The 16,091-nt window shown below is 62.3% G+C and carries 16 protein-coding genes; 10 read left to right on the forward strand and 6 right to left on the reverse strand.

Annotated features, from left to right (window positions below; genetic code table 11):
- Window positions 1–53: 53 nt before the first annotated feature.
- Both LAD35_RS20360 and LAD35_RS20365 read right to left on the reverse strand, forming a co-directional pair.
- Window positions 54–1,028: a Bug family tripartite tricarboxylate transporter substrate binding protein gene (locus LAD35_RS20360; protein WP_224153067.1), complete on the reverse strand. Its 975-nt coding sequence runs from the start codon at window positions 1,026–1,028 to the stop codon at window positions 54–56.
- Between the two features lie 285 nt (window positions 1,029–1,313).
- A complete protein-coding gene (locus LAD35_RS20365) occupies window positions 1,314–2,120 on the reverse strand; it encodes a FadR/GntR family transcriptional regulator (RefSeq protein ID WP_184708732.1) in 807 nt (268 codons plus the stop codon).
- A 65-nt stretch (window positions 2,121–2,185) separates the two neighbouring features.
- On the opposite strand from LAD35_RS20365, the gene LAD35_RS20370 reads away from it, so the two are divergent.
- From LAD35_RS20370 to LAD35_RS20400, 7 genes are all read left to right on the forward strand, one after another.
- Window positions 2,186–3,016: an NAD-dependent epimerase/dehydratase family protein gene (locus LAD35_RS20370; RefSeq protein ID WP_224153068.1), complete on the forward strand. Its 831-nt coding sequence runs from the start codon at window positions 2,186–2,188 to the stop codon at window positions 3,014–3,016.
- Entirely contained in the window at window positions 3,013–3,924 is a 912-nt protein-coding gene (locus LAD35_RS20375) for an SMP-30/gluconolactonase/LRE family protein (RefSeq protein ID WP_224153069.1), read from the forward strand. Before LAD35_RS20370 ends, LAD35_RS20375 begins: the two co-directional genes overlap by 4 nt.
- A gap of 75 nt (window positions 3,925–3,999) precedes the next feature.
- Window positions 4,000–4,965 carry a TRAP transporter substrate-binding protein gene (locus LAD35_RS20380; protein ID WP_224153070.1) on the forward strand — a complete coding sequence of 322 codons (966 nt, stop codon included), beginning with the start codon at window positions 4,000–4,002 and terminating at the stop codon, window positions 4,963–4,965.
- A 116-nt stretch (window positions 4,966–5,081) separates the two neighbouring features.
- On the forward strand, window positions 5,082–5,564 hold the full coding sequence (locus tag LAD35_RS20385) for a TRAP transporter small permease (protein WP_224153071.1): 483 nt from the start codon (window positions 5,082–5,084) through the stop codon (window positions 5,562–5,564).
- Window positions 5,565–5,581: 17 nt separating this feature from the next.
- Window positions 5,582–6,877 (forward strand): TRAP transporter large permease, encoded by a 1,296-nt coding sequence (locus tag LAD35_RS20390; protein WP_224153072.1) that lies wholly within the window; start codon window positions 5,582–5,584, stop codon window positions 6,875–6,877.
- Between the two features lie 10 nt (window positions 6,878–6,887).
- The gene (gene garD / locus LAD35_RS20395) at window positions 6,888–8,462 is read left to right on the forward strand and encodes a galactarate dehydratase (RefSeq protein ID WP_224153073.1); all 1,575 of its coding nucleotides are present in this window, start codon (window positions 6,888–6,890) and stop codon (window positions 8,460–8,462) included.
- 80 nt (window positions 8,463–8,542) lie between these two features.
- Window positions 8,543–9,538: a Bug family tripartite tricarboxylate transporter substrate binding protein gene (locus tag LAD35_RS20400; RefSeq protein WP_224153074.1), complete on the forward strand. Its 996-nt coding sequence runs from the start codon at window positions 8,543–8,545 to the stop codon at window positions 9,536–9,538.
- A gap of 75 nt (window positions 9,539–9,613) precedes the next feature.
- Here LAD35_RS20400 and LAD35_RS20405 read toward each other — a convergent pair whose 3' ends face one another.
- Complete coding sequence (locus tag LAD35_RS20405) at window positions 9,614–10,450, reverse strand: ChaN family lipoprotein (RefSeq protein WP_224153075.1); 837 nt, start codon at window positions 10,448–10,450, stop codon at window positions 9,614–9,616.
- A gap of 173 nt (window positions 10,451–10,623) precedes the next feature.
- Here LAD35_RS20405 and LAD35_RS20410 point away from each other — a divergent pair, with 173 nt between their 5' ends.
- The 3 genes from LAD35_RS20410 to LAD35_RS20420 are packed head-to-tail and all read left to right on the forward strand — an operon-like array spanning window position 10,624 to window position 14,141.
- The gene (locus tag LAD35_RS20410) at window positions 10,624–12,771 is read left to right on the forward strand and encodes a TonB-dependent siderophore receptor (RefSeq protein WP_377780319.1); all 2,148 of its coding nucleotides are present in this window, start codon (window positions 10,624–10,626) and stop codon (window positions 12,769–12,771) included.
- 3 nt (window positions 12,772–12,774) lie between these two features.
- Window positions 12,775–13,962, forward strand: a complete 1,188-nt coding sequence (locus LAD35_RS20415; RefSeq protein ID WP_224153076.1) for a PepSY-associated TM helix domain-containing protein — start codon at window positions 12,775–12,777, stop codon at window positions 13,960–13,962.
- Entirely contained in the window at window positions 13,959–14,141 is a 183-nt protein-coding gene (locus LAD35_RS20420) for a hypothetical protein (protein WP_224153077.1), read from the forward strand. Before LAD35_RS20415 ends, LAD35_RS20420 begins: the two co-directional genes overlap by 4 nt.
- Before the next feature lie 116 nt (window positions 14,142–14,257).
- Here LAD35_RS20420 and LAD35_RS20425 read toward each other — a convergent pair whose 3' ends face one another.
- The 3 genes from LAD35_RS20425 to LAD35_RS20435 all read right to left on the reverse strand — a co-directional run bounded on the left by LAD35_RS20425 (window position 14,258) and on the right by LAD35_RS20435 (window position 16,000).
- Entirely contained in the window at window positions 14,258–14,863 is a 606-nt protein-coding gene (locus tag LAD35_RS20425; protein WP_396022798.1) for a DUF799 domain-containing protein, read from the reverse strand.
- 64 nt (window positions 14,864–14,927) lie between these two features.
- Window positions 14,928–15,302 (reverse strand): DUF4810 domain-containing protein, encoded by a 375-nt coding sequence (locus LAD35_RS20430; protein ID WP_224153078.1) that lies wholly within the window; start codon window positions 15,300–15,302, stop codon window positions 14,928–14,930.
- A gap of 5 nt (window positions 15,303–15,307) precedes the next feature.
- Window positions 15,308–16,000, reverse strand: a complete 693-nt coding sequence (locus LAD35_RS20435; protein WP_224153079.1) for a CsgG/HfaB family protein — start codon at window positions 15,998–16,000, stop codon at window positions 15,308–15,310.
- Window positions 16,001–16,091: the final 91 nt, after the last annotated feature.

Genomic DNA, 16,091 nt, shown 5'->3' on the forward strand with positions numbered 1-16,091 from the left:
TGGTCATAGAAAATCTTTCAAGAACGAGTAAGGGGGAGCAACCGCAGTGGTGATCAGTCCAGCTGCAGGTTGGCGGATTGAACAACCGTGCGCCAGCGCTGGCGTTCGGCGTTGAAGAACTGGTCGGTCTGGGCCGGTGTCATCGTGACGACCTCGGCGCCCTGGCCGGTGAGGCGGGCCCGCACATCGGGCGTGCGGATGGCTGCCAGCAGCGCCTGGTTGACGCGCTGGACCACGGCATCCGGCGTCTTGGCGGGCAACACCACGCCCTGCCATGTGCCGGATGCAAAACCTTTGGCGCCTTGCTCGGCCAGCGTGGGCACATCGGCGATCAACGGCATGCGGCTTTCCTTGGAGATACCCAGCAGCTTGAGCTTGCCGCTCTGCACCTGTGGGTAGGTGGCCAGCATGCCATTCATCAGCACCTGGGTCTGGCCGGCGACGGTGTCCTGCACTGATTGCACACCGCCCTTGTAGGGCACATACACCCACTTGGCGCCGGTGATGCGGGCCAGCTCCACCCCCGCCAGGTGTGGGGCGCTGCCGGTGGCCGTCACGGCAAAATTCAAGTCCTGCTTTTTCGACAGTGCCACCAGCTCCTGCAGGTTGCTTGCCTGTACCGAAGGGTGCACCACCAGCATGTGCGGCGAATAGGCCAGCATGGCGGCGCCGCGCAAGTCCTTGCTCGGGTCAAAAGCCAGCTTGGTGTAGATGGATGGCGAGATGGCCAGCGCACCCAGATCGCACAGCAGCCAGGTGTAGCCATCGGGCTGGGCCCGGGCTACCAGCTCGGCGCCCAGGTTGCCATTGGCGCCGGGCTTGTTGTCGATGACAACCGGTTGCTTCAACTCCTGCGAGATCAGCTGGCCGATCGAGCGCGCAATGATGTCGGAGCTGCCCCCGGGCGGATAGGGCACAACCAGCCGGATGGGCTTGCTTGGCCAGGCATCGGCAGCCAGAGCCGGGCCGAGTGCGGCGCTGGCTGCAAAGGCCAGCGCGGTATGGAGAAACCGGGCGCGGGTGATCATGGGGTGCTGTCTCCTGAGTTGTTGTAAGTCATCATACAACTTAAAATCAGAATGTAAAGGCACCGCATCTGCAGGTTAACACCTAGATTGCTCGAATCAGCGGATGAAAGACCGGGAGGAAGGCGCTGCAGAAAGGCGCTACAGGCTCTGGGCGGGTTTGTATGCGCGCCCGGAGCCCTTGGTTGCCCGATCCGAAGGGTTTGCTGCTTAGAGCGTGTTTACGATCTCACTCCAGCCCGCAGAGCCACTGTCGCGGCGCGAGGAGATCGTAAACACGTTCTTGGATCAGGCGTCCTGGGAGGTGGCGCCTGCGCTTTGGCGCTGTGCCAGACGCAGGCGTTCGCGTGAATTGGTCAGGTGGATGCGCATGGCGGCACGGGCCGAATCGGCGTCCTGCCGTTCGATGGCGGCATAAATCTCTTCATGCTCACGATTGACGCGGCGCAGATAGTCCGGATCGCGTGCGGGCTTGTCGATGGACGCAATGCGGGTGCGCGGAATCAGCATGCTGCCAAAGTGCTGCAAGATATCCTGGAAGTAACGGTTGCCCGTTGCCTGGGCAATGCTCAGGTGGAATGCGAGGTCGTGGCTGACGGTCTCTGCCCCGGCGGCAAAGTTGATCTCGAAGGCTTGCAACGCCTGCAGCATGGCGTGCAGGTGCTGAGGCTGGCGGCGCTGGGCGGCAAGGCCCGCAGCCTCGGTCTCCAGGCTGATGCGCAATTCCAGCACGGCGAGCACGTCAACCGACTCGCTCAACTCGCTGGCGCTCAGCACCAGGCCCGGGCTTTGGCGCGCAGGCAACACAAAGGTGCCAATGCCGTGCCGCGTCTCCACCAGGCCCGACGCCTGCAGCTTGGACAGCGCTTCGCGCACGACGGTGCGGCTGACATCGTAGCTGCGCACCAGTTCCGACTCGGTGGGCAGCTTGTCGCCTTCACCCAGCAGGCCCTGCCGGATCTTGGTTTCAAACTCTTCGGACAACAGGTTGGCCAGGTTGCGGCTGCCCCGGTTGGCCTTGTTGCGCAGGGCGCCAGCATCCGGGCTGGAAAAAATTGCAGGAGATTGGGGTAATTCCGAAGTCGGCTTGCTCATGGCTCTGATGATAATCGCAACATGTTGTATGACAACATATCACTAACCCCGGATGTTGAACATTTATGAGCCAGCCTTTGAGAGTGCATCGTTTGTTGTTGACCGGCGCTGCCGGCGGTCTGGGCAGAGTGCTGCGCGAACGCTTGCGCCCCTATGCCGAGGTGCTGCGCCTGTCGGACGTGGCAGGCATGGCGCCCGCTCGTGATACGAGCGAGGAAGTGGTGTTTTGCGATCTGGCAGACAAGCAGGCGGTTGACGCGCTGGTGGCCGGGTGCGATGCCATTGTGCACATGGGCGGTGTATCGGTGGAGCGCCCCTTTGAAGAAGTGCTGGAAGCCAACATCAAAGGCATCTTCAACCTGTATGAGGCCGCACGCCGCCACGGCGTGCGGCGCGTGGTGTTTGCCAGTTCCAACCACGTGATCGGCTTTTACAAGCAGAGCGACAGACTCGACGCCCATGTGCGCCGCCGCCCTGATGGGTACTACGGCCTGTCCAAATCCTTTGGTGAGGACATGGCGAGCTTCTACTTTGACCGCTACGGCATCGAAACCGTCAGCATGCGCATCGGTTCGTCCTTCCCCGAGCCCAAGGACCGCCGCATGATGAGCACCTGGCTCAGCTACGACGACCTGGTGCAGCTGATCGAAAAAGGCCTGTTCACCCCGAGCGTCGGCCACACGGTGGTGTATGGCGCATCCGACAACCGCGACGCCTGGTGGGACAACCATGCCGCGGCCCACCTGGGCTTTGTGCCCAAGGACAGCTCCGAGCCCTGGCGCGCCAAGGTCGAAGCGCAGCCCGCACCCGCGGCCAATGACCCGGTGGCGGTCTACCAAGGCGGTGCCTTTACGGCGCAAGGCCCTTTTGGTGACGCTGAAGGCCAGCCGGCATGAGTGCCGAACTCGTTTTGGATGCACGCAACGCCACCGGCGAGAGCCCGGTGTGGCGGGCCTGCGAGCAGGCGCTGTACTGGGCTGATATTCCGCGTGGCGTTCTCCACCGCTGGCTGGCAGGCAAGGTGCAGCATACGCAGTGGCAACTGCCGCAGATGCTGGCCTGCATGGCGGCCTGGAATGGCGATGGCCGGCGCTGGGTGGCGGGGCTGGAAGACGGCATCTACGAGGTGACCGCAGAAGAGGGCGCGGAGGCCGCGCAGGTGCGCCCACTCGCTGCCGTGCAGCACGCCTTGCCCGGCATGCGTTTCAACGATGGCCGCTGCGACCGCCAGGGCCGCTTTGTTGCGGGCACCATGTTCATGGACATGGCCGCTGCGCAGGCCGTGGGCAAGGTGTACCGGCTGGGGGCGGGCGAGCTGGCCGCAGGCGCTGCCACTGATTTACAGCTGGGGCCGCTGATCACGCCCAATGGCCTGGCGTTCAGCCCTGACGGTCAAACCATGTACCTGTCCGATTCACACCCCAGCGTGCAGACGATCTGGGCCTTCGACTACGACATTGCCACGGGCACGCCGCGCAACCGCCGGGTGTTCGTGGACATGACGCTCATGCCTGGCCGACCCGACGGGGCTGCGGTGGACGCCGATGGCTGCTACTGGATCTGCGGCAACGACGCGGGGCTGGTGCACCGCTTCACCCCCGATGGCAGGCTGGACCGGTCGCTTGCCGTTCCTGTCAAGAAACCGGCGATGTGTGCGTTTGGCGGCGCGAATCTGGATGTGCTGTACGTCACATCGATCCGGCCCGATGGCGTGGATCTGGCCGAGCAGCCGCTTGCAGGGGGCGTGTTTGCGCTGCAGCCGGGCGTACAGGGCTTGCCCGAGCCTGCCTTTGCCGGAGGCTAGGTTTTTGAGGTATGGCCTGCGCCGGAGCGTGGGGCGCTGTTTGACAAAGAAAACTGTTGAGAAAGAGGAAGACAAATGAAAGCCAACAAACTGTGGGTGGCCTTGGCCGCAAGTGTGTTGTCGCTGGCTACCAGCGCAACGGAATTCCGCTCATCCGATATCCACCCGGACGACTACCCGACCGTGCAGGCGGTCAAGTTCATGGGGGAGCGCCTGAAGGCGCTGTCTGGTGGCAAGCACACCATCCGCGTCTACCCCAACGGAGCGCTGGGTGGAGAGAAGGAAACCATCGAGCAGGCCAAGATCGGCGCGCTCGCCATGGTGCGCGTGAACGTCGGCGCGATGAACAATGTCTGTGGCGAAACCATTGTGCCGACCATGCCGTTTCTCTTCCGCTCGGTGGAGCACATGCACAAGGTGCTTGATGGCCCGGTGGGTGAGGAGATTCTGAAGGCCTGCGAAAAGCAGGGCTTTGTCGGCCTGGGCTTTTACGACAGCGGCGCGCGCTCGATGTTCACCGCCAAGAAGCCGGTCAAATCCTTTGCCGACATGAAGGGCATGAAGGTGCGCGTGCAGCAGTCCGATCTGTGGGTGAGCATGCTCGAAGCGATGGGCGCCAATGCCACCCCCATGCCGATGGGCGAGGTCTACACGGGCCTGAAGACCGGCCTGATCGATGCAGCCGAAAACAACTACCCGACCTATGAAAGCTCGCGCTCGTTCGAGGTGGCCAAGTACTTCACCAAGACCGAGCATTCGATGGCGCCCGAGATTCTGCTGTTCTCCAAGCGCACCTTCGACAGACTCTCGCCCGAGGAGCAAGGCTGGATCCGCCAGGCGGCCAAGGAGTCGGTGCCCTATATGCGCAAGCAGTGGGCCGAGCGCGAAGCCAAATCACTGGCCATCGTGAAGGCTGGCGGCGCCGAAATCATCGAGATCGACAAGGCGCCTTTCCAGGCCGCGATGAAGCCGGTGTACGACAAGTTCATCACCGATGCCAAGCTCAAGGATCTGGTCAAGCGCACGCAGGAAACCCAATAACCAGCACAGCCACGGTTGCCTGGCTGGTGCAAGCCTCGTCGGGCGATTCGGTATCAAAAACAATAGCTGCTGGCGCTTGCTGTGCAAGCGCTGGGGTTTGATCTGGCCTGAAAACTATGTATACCAAAATTTGCAGCGCATTGTCCCGCTGGTGCATGTGGCTGGGGGTGCTGGGCCTGGTGCTCCTGATTGCTGCGGTGAGCTGGCAGGTGTTTGGCCGTTATGTGCTCAACAACACGCCGACCTGGGCCGAGAGCCTGTCGCTGCTGCTGGTGCTGTACGTCACCATGTTTGGCGTTGCCGTAGGCGTGCGCAACTCCGGCCATATCGGGCTGGAATCGTTTCTGGTGCTGGCGCCGGACTGGTTGCGCACCAAGATGGAATACCTGATCCACGCACTGGTGCTGCTGTTTGGCGCCTGCATGGCGTACAGCTGCGCGTCGCTGGCCGAATCGGTGTGGGAATACCGCCTGCCCACCCTGGGCATCTCCGAGGGCTGGAAATACATTCCAGCCGTTATCGCAGGCAGCCTGATCGTGCTGTTTTCCATTGAACACATCATTGCACTCGCGCAGGGCCGCGAAGTGGAAGCCAACTGAGCAGCCGAGGTCTTGCGATGACAACCCCCTTGTTGATTCTGTGCATCTCGTTTGCACTCCTGCTGCTGCTGGGCGTGCCCGTGGCGTTCTCGATTGGCCTGTCGGCGCTGGCCACACTGGCCTATGAAGGCCTGCCGCTGGAAGTCGGCTTTCAGCAGATGACGGCGGGCATGAGCGTTTTCTCCTTCCTCGCCATTCCCTTTTTCATCTTTGCCGGTGAACTGATGCTGTACGGCGGCATTGCAGACCGGATCGTCAACTTTGCCCGGGCGCTGATCGGCCATGTGCGCGGCGGCCTGGGCATGTCGAACGTGGTGGCCTGCACCTTGTTTGGCGGCGTCTCCGGTTCGCCAGTGGCCGATGTCTCGGCCATGGGCGCGGTGATGATTCCGATGATGAAGAAGGAGGGCTACCACGCCGACTACGCGGTGAACGTGACGACGCACGCCGCCCTTGTGGGCGCGCTCATGCCCACCAGCCACAACATCATCATCTATGCGCTGGCAGCGAGCGGCAAGGTATCGATTGCGGCGCTGATCCTTGCGGCCATCCTCCCCGCCGTGATCCTGACGCTGTCCAACCTGGCAGCGGCCTACTGGGTGGCGCGCAGGCGCGGTTACCCTGCGGGCACCTTTCCCGGCTGGCACATTGTGGCGCGCAGCTTTGCGGCGGCGCTGCCGGGCCTCTTGGTGGTGGTGCTGATCCTGGGCGGCATCCTGTCCGGCGTATTTACCGCCACGGAATCGGCTGTGGTGGCAGTGCTGTATGCGCTGGCGCTGACGGTGCTGGTGTACCGGTCGATCAAGTGGGAGCACTTTGTCAAGGCGGCCTCCAAGGCGGTGCGCAACACCGGCATCATCCTGCTGCTGATCGGCATCTCCAGCACCTTCGGCTACCTGATCAGCCTGTATGGCGTGGCCGAGCTGACGGGCCAGATGCTCTCCGAGATCACCACCACACCGTGGATGATCTTTCTGCTGATCAACGTCATCCTGTTCGTGCTGGGCACCTTTTTGGACATGGCTGCCACCATCTTGCTGTGCACGCCAATTTTCCTGCCGATTGCGCAGCACTACGGCATGAGTTCGGTGCAGTTCGGCATCGTGCTGCTCATCAACTGCGCGCTGGGCCTGAACACGCCGCCCGTGGGCACCACGCAGTTCGTTGGCTGCGCCATTGGCGGGGTCTCGGTCGGCACGGTGATGCGCACCATCTGGCCGTTCTATGGTGCGCTGATCTTTGCGCTGGCGCTCGTCACCTTCGTGCCTGCATTCACCACCTGGCTGCCCGGCCTGTTCATGACCGTGAAGTGAGGGCGCCGTGATGACGAACCAACCGCTCTACATCCGCATGCACCCGGCAGACAATGTGGCCATTGTCGCCAACGACGGTGGCCTGCCTGCGGGCACCCTGTTTGCCGACGGCATGACGCTCGTGGACAAGGTGCCGCAAGGCCACAAGGTGGCGCTGGCCGATCTGGCCGAAGGCGATGCCGTACGCCGCTACAACGTGGTCATCGGCTATGCCAGCCGCGCCTTGCCGCGCGGCAGCTGGGTCAACGAGCAGACCCTGCGCATGCCCACCGCGCCAGAACTGCATGGCCTGCCCATGGCAACGGTGAAGCCGCCTGTGCAGCCGCCTCTTGAGGGCCATACCTTTGAAGGCTACGTCAACGCCGACGGCTCGGTGGGTACGCGCAATATTCTGGCGATCACCACCACGGTGCAGTGCGTATCGGGTGTTGTGGATGTGGCAGTGGCGCGCATCCGAAAGGAGCTGCTGCCCCTCTATCCGCATGTCGATGATGTAGTGGGCCTGGAGCACACCTACGGCTGCGGCGTGGCGATTGATGCGCCCGATGCCGTGATCCCGATCCGTACCCTGCGCAACATCAGCCACAACCCCAATTTTGGCGGCGAGGTGATGGTGGTGAGCCTGGGCTGCGAAAAGCTGCAGCCCGAGCGCCTGCTGCCGCTCGAAGCGCCGTTGTTGCCTTTGAAGCGCGATGCAGCCGCACCCCCTGCGTCCGCCGCCAATCTGGATGTGGTGTGCCTGCAGGCCGAAGAGCATGTGGGCTTCATGAGCATGATCGACTCCATCGTGCGCCAGGCGGATGTGCATCTGCGGAAGCTGAACCAGCGCCGCCGCCAGACCGTGCCCGCGAGCGCGCTGGTGGTGGGCGTGCAGTGCGGTGGCAGCGATGCCTTCAGCGGCGTCACGGCCAATCCGGCTGTGGGTTTTGCAACTGATCTGCTGGTGCGCGCTGGCGCGAGCGTGATGTTTTCGGAAGTGACCGAGGTGCGCGACGGCATTGACCAGCTGACTTCGCGCGCCCGCACGCCGCAGGTGGCGCAGGCCATGGTGGAGCAGATGGCCTGGTACGACGCCTACCTGGCGCGCGGCAGTGCCGACCGCAGCGCCAACACCACGCCCGGCAACAAGAAGGGCGGCCTGTCCAACATCGTGGAAAAGGCCATGGGCTCCATCGTCAAATCAGGCTCGGCACCCATCGACGGTGTGCTGGCACCCGGCGAAAAGCTGCAGCAAAAGGGCTTGATCTATGCAGCCACGCCCGCGTCCGACTTCATCTGCGGAACCTTGCAACTGGCAGCAGGCATGAACCTGCACATCTTCACCACGGGTCGCGGCACGCCATACGGACTGGCGGAGTGCCCGGTGATCAAGGTGGCCACGCGCAGTGATCTGGCGCGCCGCTGGCACGACTTGATGGATGTGAATGCGGGTCGCATTGCCGATGGTGAGGCCAGCATCGAAGACCTGGGCTGGGAGCTGTTTCACCTGATGCTGGATGTGGCCAGCGGCAAGAAAAAAACCTGGGCCGAGCACTGGAAGCTGTACAACGCGCTCGTGCTGTTCAACCCGGCGCCAGTGACCTGAGTGCATATTTTGAAGAGCCATTCCAACCCGCAGCAAGACGGGTGCATCCCCCTTTTTGAACCACACGATTGGAGACAGACATGCAACGCCGTCAACTGTTGAAAGCCGCTGCCGTCCCCCTGGCGCTGGCCTGCCTGCCCGCCGCTGTGCGCGCGCAGGGTAACTGGCCCAAGGGCAAGCCTATTACCTACATGGTGCCGTTTGCCACCGGCGGCACCACCGATACGCTGGGCCGCCTGATTGCGCAGCAACTGGGCCCGGCGCTGGGCACCACGGTGGTGGTCGAGAACAAGGGCGGGGCGGGTGGCAGCGTGGGCTCGGAACTGGCGGCGCGCGCCCAGCCCGATGGGTTCACCATTCTGGGCGGCACCATCAGCTCGCACGCCATCAACATCAGTCTCTACCCCAAGCTGGGGTATGACCCGGTCAAATCATTCACTCCCATCAGCTTGATCGGCACCAATCCGCTCGTGCTGGTGGTGGCGGCCAACAGCCCCTACAAGAGTCTGAAGGACGTGCTGGAGGCATCGAAGAAAAGGCAGGGCGGCCTGTCTTCCGCATCGGCAGGTACCGGCACTTCGCAGCACCTGGCGCTGGAGATGTTGGGTTGGAAATCGGGCGTCAAGTTCACCCATGTACCTTACAAGGGCAGCGGCCCGGCCATCCAGGATGTGATGGGCGGACAGGTGGACATGATGTTCGACACCACGGTGGTGGCTGCGCCGCACATCCAAAGCGGCAAGCTGCGTGCGCTGGCGGTGACGTCGAAGCAGCGGCTTGAGGCGCTGAAGGATGTGCCAACGGTGGCCGAATCGGGCATCAACGGGCTGGGTGATTTCGAGGTGACTTCGTGGCAGGCGATTTTTGCGCCGACCGGCACACCCGATGCCATTGTGCAGCGGCTGCACCAGGAGATTGCCCGGATCATCGCCACGCCCGACATGCAGGCGCGGCTCAAATCCATGGGCATGGATGCCTCGACGATGAGTACCGCGCAGGTGGCAGATTTTCAGAAGGCCGAAGTTGCCAAATGGGCGGCAGTGATCAAGGAGGCGAATGTGAAAGTGGACGGCTGATCCGGTTGTCCATCCGCTCGCCCGCTTGACGCGATCTTCGCGCCGCCTGATCTGGCGCAGGCGCTGCCGTTGCCCCTATTTCTTCCACTTGGCGCGCAGCTCGGCGCAATGGTCCTTGGCGGCAATGGCGGGGGTGTAGTGGACCGAGTCCCGGTCGGCTTGCGGGGCTTGCTCTGCATCGCCTGCCTGCCCGATGACCACCACCGAGCGCGTACCCGGCGGCAGCCAGCTGGGCACGCCAATGCTGCGCAGCACATGGCCGCGTCCGGCAATCAGTATCACCGTCTTGCCTGTCTGCACCTGTTGCTGCGCCGTGCGGGCCATGCTCGCATCCTTGGCGAGCTGTATGCGTGCCATTGGCGCCAACTGCGCATCGGGCAGCAGGCCGCAGTGGCCGTCGCGGATGGCGTCCAGCTGGCGCTGCCAGCCGGGTTGCGGCAAGTGGGTGTCCCATTGCGGCTGTTGCATCACCTCGCGCATCTTTGCGCGCGGCAGGTTGCCGCCCAACACCGGCACACCGGCCTGCAGAGCCGTCATCACGGCGGGGCCATAGCTCTTCCACGGCCAGCCAGCATCATTCCAGGCCAGGGCCTTCTGCACTTCGGCTTCACTTGCCGATGCGGGCAGGCCCTGCGTGCTGTTGCCTGCATCGGCCATCTCCAGCACCACGGCAGTCAGACGTCCGTGCGCGGCCCATTGCGCTACGGTATCGCGCTGCCACTGCTGGTGTTCCGGGGCATCGTGCTGTTCGCCGAGCAACAGCACATCTGGCGGGTGTTGCAGTAGCAGCTGGCGCTTCCAGTCCCCCAGCGGAGTGGCGGGGGGCGAAGCGCTGCTGGCGCAGCCAGCCAGCATGAAAACGAGCGAGCCAGCGGCCAGGAGGGCGGGCGGGAGTGTCTTGGTTTTCCACATGGTGCGCATGCTAGCGGCGCGGGCATGCACTTTCAATGCATCGGCCTATTGGGTGCGGGTTTCAGCGCAAGTCAGCCAATGGCTGTGCCGATGAACCAAGCCCGCGCGGTAGGTGCATTGATTCAATAATTTGATTAGAATGCGAATTATTCTCATTAATATTTATAACATCAATGGCTTCCTCATTTCCGATTGCCAGCCGCACGCGTCTGGCCGTGCATTCTGCGGCCGCGATAGTCGCGCTGTCTGCGGGTTCGGTCGCGATGGCGCAGGAGCCGTCTGCAGCAACACCTGCCGAGGCAACCCTGCCGACAGTGCGGGTCAACGCATCCACAGAGGCCGAGACGGCGACTTCGTCCGTGATCGGCTATCGGGCCCGAAATGCTGCCACCGCTACCAAGACCGACACGCCATTGGCCGAAACGCCGCAGTCCGTCACGGTGGTGACGCGCGACCAGATACTCGACCAGGGAGCCACCAACCTGCAGGATGCGCTGACCTACGCCGCGGGCGTGCGCTCCGACGCCTATGGGATCGACTCGCGCACCGACAGTTTTCTGATCCGGGGCAGCGAGCCGTCGCTGTACCTGGATGGGCTGCAGATGTATTCCTCTGGCTGGTACACGGCCACCGCACGGCCTGATCCGTATACGCTGGAGCGGGTGGAGGTGCTGCGCGGGCCGGCGGGCATGCTGTTCGGTGCCGGTACGGCGGCCGGCGTGGTCAACATGGTCAGCAAGCGCCCGCAGGCAGAGGCTGCGCGCGAAGTGGGCGTGCAATTTGGCTCGTTCGGCCGCAAGCAGATTCAGGCTGATCTGACCGGCCCGCTCAGTGCCGATGGTGCCTGGTCGTACCGCCTGATTGCGCTGCAGCGCAAGTCTGACACCCAGGTGGACTATGTGCCCGATGATCGCTCGCTGCTGGCGCCTTCGCTCACCTGGCGGCCAAGCGCTGCCACCTCGCTTACGCTGCAAGGCCTGTGGCAGAAGGACAAGACCGGCAGTACCGCGCAGTTCCTGCCCTGGCAGGGTACCTTTCTGCCCAACGTCAATGGACAGTTGCCCAGCAGCCGTTTCATCGGAGAGCCGGGCGATGGCTATGACACCACGCGCAAGACCTTCGGCTGGCAGTTCGAGCACCGCTTCAATGACCAGTGGAGCTATCGCCAGAATGCGCGCACTGCGCGCACCTTCAACGATTCGCACTACCACTACGCCGATTCCTTCGCGCTGCCCGGCGGCTGGAAGGAGGACCCGGCGGGCCAGCGCCTGCTGGGGCGCTACAACGACAAATCGTTGGCATGGACCCGCATGAACGCCATCGACAACCATGTCGAAGGCCATTTCGGCACGGGGGCAGTGCAGCACACCCTGCTGGTGGGGGCTGAATACTCGCGCCAGCGCCAGGACAAGCGCGAAGGCTCCGCCTACAGCACCATCGATGCCTACAATCCGGTCTATGGCGTTGGCTATGTGCCGGTGACTGAGTTGACCGACCGGCCGCGCACCACGCAGCGCAATGCGGGCATCTACCTGCAGGACCAGATGAAGTGGAACCAGTGGATCTTCGTGGCCGGGCTGCGCCATGACCGCAGCACCAGCGGCTCAGAAGGCAGCGCATCGGAGACCACCACTGCCAACAGTCGACGCCTGGGTGTGATGTACGCGCTGCCCTCGGGCTGGTCGCCGTACCTGAGCTATACCGAATCATTCACGCCGCAGGCGGGCACCGATGTGGCGGGCAGCCTGTTCAAGCCGCTGCGCGGCGAGCAGGTGGAGGCTGGCGTCAAGTACCAGCCCGAAGGCTCGGTTACCAGCTTCACCGCGTCGGTCTATTCGCTCAAGGAAAAGAACCGCATTGTTGCCGACGCCACCAACCCCAACTATGGCCGGCAGGTTGACGCAACCAGAAACAAGGGGCTGGAGCTGGAGCTCAAGACCACGCTGGCCAAGTCCGTCGACCTGATCGCCAACTACAACTACACCAATGTGGACCGCAAGCTCACCGACATGCCGCGCAACCAGGCATCGGTGTGGGGCAAGTACCGCTTTGCCATTGCCGGGGTGACGGGCTTCTCGGCAGGCGCGGGCGTGCGCTATCTGAGCGGCTTCCAGGACATCGAAGGCGCAGACCGTGGCCCTCGCATGCCCTCTGTGGCGCTGCTTGACCTGATGGTGGCCTACGATTCGGAACACTGGCGCTACGCGCTCAACATCAACAACGCAACGGACAAGGCTTATTTCAGCACCTGCCTGGCCCGTGGTGACTGCTGGTGGGGCGCGCGGCGCAGCGTGGTGGCCAGCGCCACCTACAGGTTCTGATCCATGCAGAGCCGAACCATCAAGACCTGGGCATGGCTGCACAAGTGGAGCAGCCTTGTCTGCACCGTCTTCATGCTGCTGCTATGCCTGACCGGCCTGCCGCTGATCTTTCACCACGAGATCGGCCACCTGCTGGGCACCGAGGTGGAGACCCCCAAGATGGCGCCCGGCACGCCGCACGCCAGCCTGGACAAGGTGCTGGAAGTGGCGCGCGCCCAGCACCCCGACCGCGTGGTGCAGTTCGCCTCCAAGGATGCGGACGACGACAACCTCTGGTTCATCACCCTGACGCCTACGCCGGAGCCGACGGAGGACTTCCGCTCGGTGGCCATCGATGCGCGAACGGCTCAGGTGCTGGCACAGCCGCGCTTTGACGAAGGCTTCATGTACGTGATGTTCAAGCTGCATGTCGACCTGTTCGCAGGCCTGCCTGGCAAGCTGTTTCTGGGCTTCATGGGCCTGCTGCTTCTGGTGGCCATCGTCAGCGGCGTGGTGCTGTACGCTCCCTTCATGCGCAAGCTCGATTTCGGCACGGTGCGGCGCGACAGGCGCACACGCCTCAAGTGGCTCGATCTGCACAACCTGCTGGGCATCGTCACGCTGGTGTGGCTCTTTGTGGTGGGCGCCACGGGCATGATCAACACCTGGGCGGATCTGGTCATCAAGTACTGGCAGTATGACCAGCTCAGCGCGCTCATGGTGCCCTACCAGGGCCAGCCTACCGTGCCGGTGGCCGAGCGCGGCTCGGTGCAGCGCTCGATGGAAGTGGCGCAGGCCCAGGCGCCGCAGACCAAGCTCTCCTTCATTGCCTTCCCCGGCACGGCCTTCTCCAGCCCGCACCACACCACCTTCTTTCTCAAGGGCAATGAACCCTTCACATCCAAGCTGCTGCAACCCGTGCTGGTGGATGCCAAGACGACCGAAATGACGGCGGCGCCCCAACTGCCCTGGTATCTGACAGCGCTGCTGGTGTCGCAGCCGCTGCATTTTGGCGACTACGGCGGCATGCCGATGCAGATCCTCTGGGCACTGCTCGACATCGCCACCATCATCGTGCTGGGCAGCGGTCTGTACCTGTGGCTCAGAAAGGGCAACACCGTCCCTGAACGCAAGGCCGAGAGTGCCACCGAGGCGGATGGGGCGACGCCTGCCCTGGCAACGCTGAAAAAATCGCTGGAGACTTCGCCATGAAGCCGCACCACCCCTTCTGGGCGCTGTGGGGCTGGCCCCTCGCCATGGGCCTGCTCACCTGCATCGGACTGGTATCTGCGCTGTTCAGCGACGGCGGCCTTGGCGACATGCTGGCGTGGCTCACCCTGGGCATTCCAACGGCTGCGTGCATCTGGTTTGGCTGGCTGCGGCGGGGCTGAATCAGCTTCCATGATTTGAGCAGTCGGCTCCAAAAAGAAAAGCACCTCGATGGTGCTTTTCGATGGATGCATGACGCACGCTGCATCAGCGAGCGTGCGAGGCAAGTCATGTCATGTCAATCTTTGCCGTATAGCGGCGAACGCGGGCCGTAGAGTACGCCGTTGGGGCGTCCAGCTGCCAGCAATCTGGAGGTCGCAACCCCGGCTACACCATGGGATGCATCGGTCGTGCTGTTGATTACCTGCTTGATCACTGCAGTGATCAGCATCCCTGCCAAGCCTCCGCCACTGTTTCCGCCTTCCTCACTGGATGCACTGGCTTGGCCCTTCCATAGCTCCTGGCCAGTTTTGAGGTCGATCAACTGTGCCTGCACTTGCACCACCGCTGCACTGCTGATGACCATATAGCTGGTGCCATAGCGATTGACTTTGATATACAGCGCGGCATCTGCGCCAAATATCTCCCGCAGCTTGGTATATGGCACGTCATGGATATCGCTGGGTATGGCCATCCCGTTCTGGCGGAATGTTTCAGTTACCAGCGTGACCGGCGTTACATAGTAGCCAGCTTCAGCCAACGGGTACGTGGCATGCGAAAGCACACTGGGTGTCGCATTGACGTCTGGCGCATCGTTGACAGGGGGAAGCACGAGGATGGAGGCTGGCTTTGCCGTCTGGAATGCTGTGCGGTCAATTTTGGGAGCTGTAGTACAAGCTGTCAGTTGCGAAAGCAAGGCAAATGTTGCAGCCCATGCTGCGAGTCTGGCGATATGTCTCAACACGATGTCAGCTTCCGTTTTTCTTCATGTTATTCATGAGGTAGTCGATGTACTGGGCAGACTCTGGAAAAAGCTCCTTTTCCCGATTCCACGCGGCAATGGCTTGATCGCTGTGCCCTGTATTGAGGTACAGCAGACCCAGGTGTGCGTAATAGCCAGGGGGCAACTTTGCGTTTTGCGCTGATGCCTGTTCAATGCCTTTTTCCAAGGCGAGGACTTGTCCATCAGCGGATCCGCCGCCTTCTTTGAGATATTGGTATACCTGAGGCGAATAGTCGTTCCAGGCATACAGCGTTTTTTGTGTTGCGCATCCGGTCAGGGCAAAAATGGCCAAAAGCAGGGCCAACTGGGTGGTGCGGGTGAAGGAGGCCATCGATTGCATATGGCTTACCTCGATGGCGTAGTTGCAGCAGGCTTGAGCAGGCCGGCGTCAATGGCTTCGCCCAGGCGATCCACGGCTTCCCGAATGGCAAGGTCGAGCACCTTTCCGTTCAAGGTTGAGTCATAGCTCGCGGTACCGCCGAAGCCGATGATTTCGCGGTTGGATAGTTGGTACTCTCCGGCGCCCTGCACCGAGTGCACGACTTCAGAAGTACGGATGCTGACCACATTCAGCGTCACTTTGGCATAAGCTTCCTGTGTCTTGCCCCGCCCCAAGACGCCGAAAAGCTGTTTATCTCCGACTTCCTTGCGGCCAAACTCGGTCACATCGCCAGTGATTACGTAATCTGCTCCCTTGAGTTGCTGCGCTGTTCCTTGAAGGCTGGCTTCCTGTTTGATTTCAGCCATGTTGTCGCGATCAAGCACATTGAACCGATTGCTTTGTTGCAAGTGGCTGATCAACGTCGTCTTGGCCTGTCCTCCAAGACGATCAACGCCATCGGAAAAAGCTCCACGCAGGTAGCTGGAGCGATTATTGAATTGACCCACTGCGATGGGGCTGCGCGGCCCTTGGTAAGTGCGTGCTGCGGATTGTGTTTTTGCAACTGCGACGGGTTGGTTTGATTCAGTGGCACAGCCAGCCAGAAGGAATGTGCCTCCGACCAGCGCAAGTGTGGCAGCGTAGAAGCGAGCTTTCATATAGTTTTTAGATATTTAGTTTCGAAAATCAATTAAGTATCAATAACCAATCTTACTGTTGCCTTACGTTTATATGTGACCATTTGGCGAG

Origin of the sequence: Comamonas odontotermitis, assembly GCF_020080045.1 — a bacterium.
Lineage (GTDB): Bacteria > Pseudomonadota > Gammaproteobacteria > Burkholderiales > Burkholderiaceae_C > Comamonas > Comamonas odontotermitis.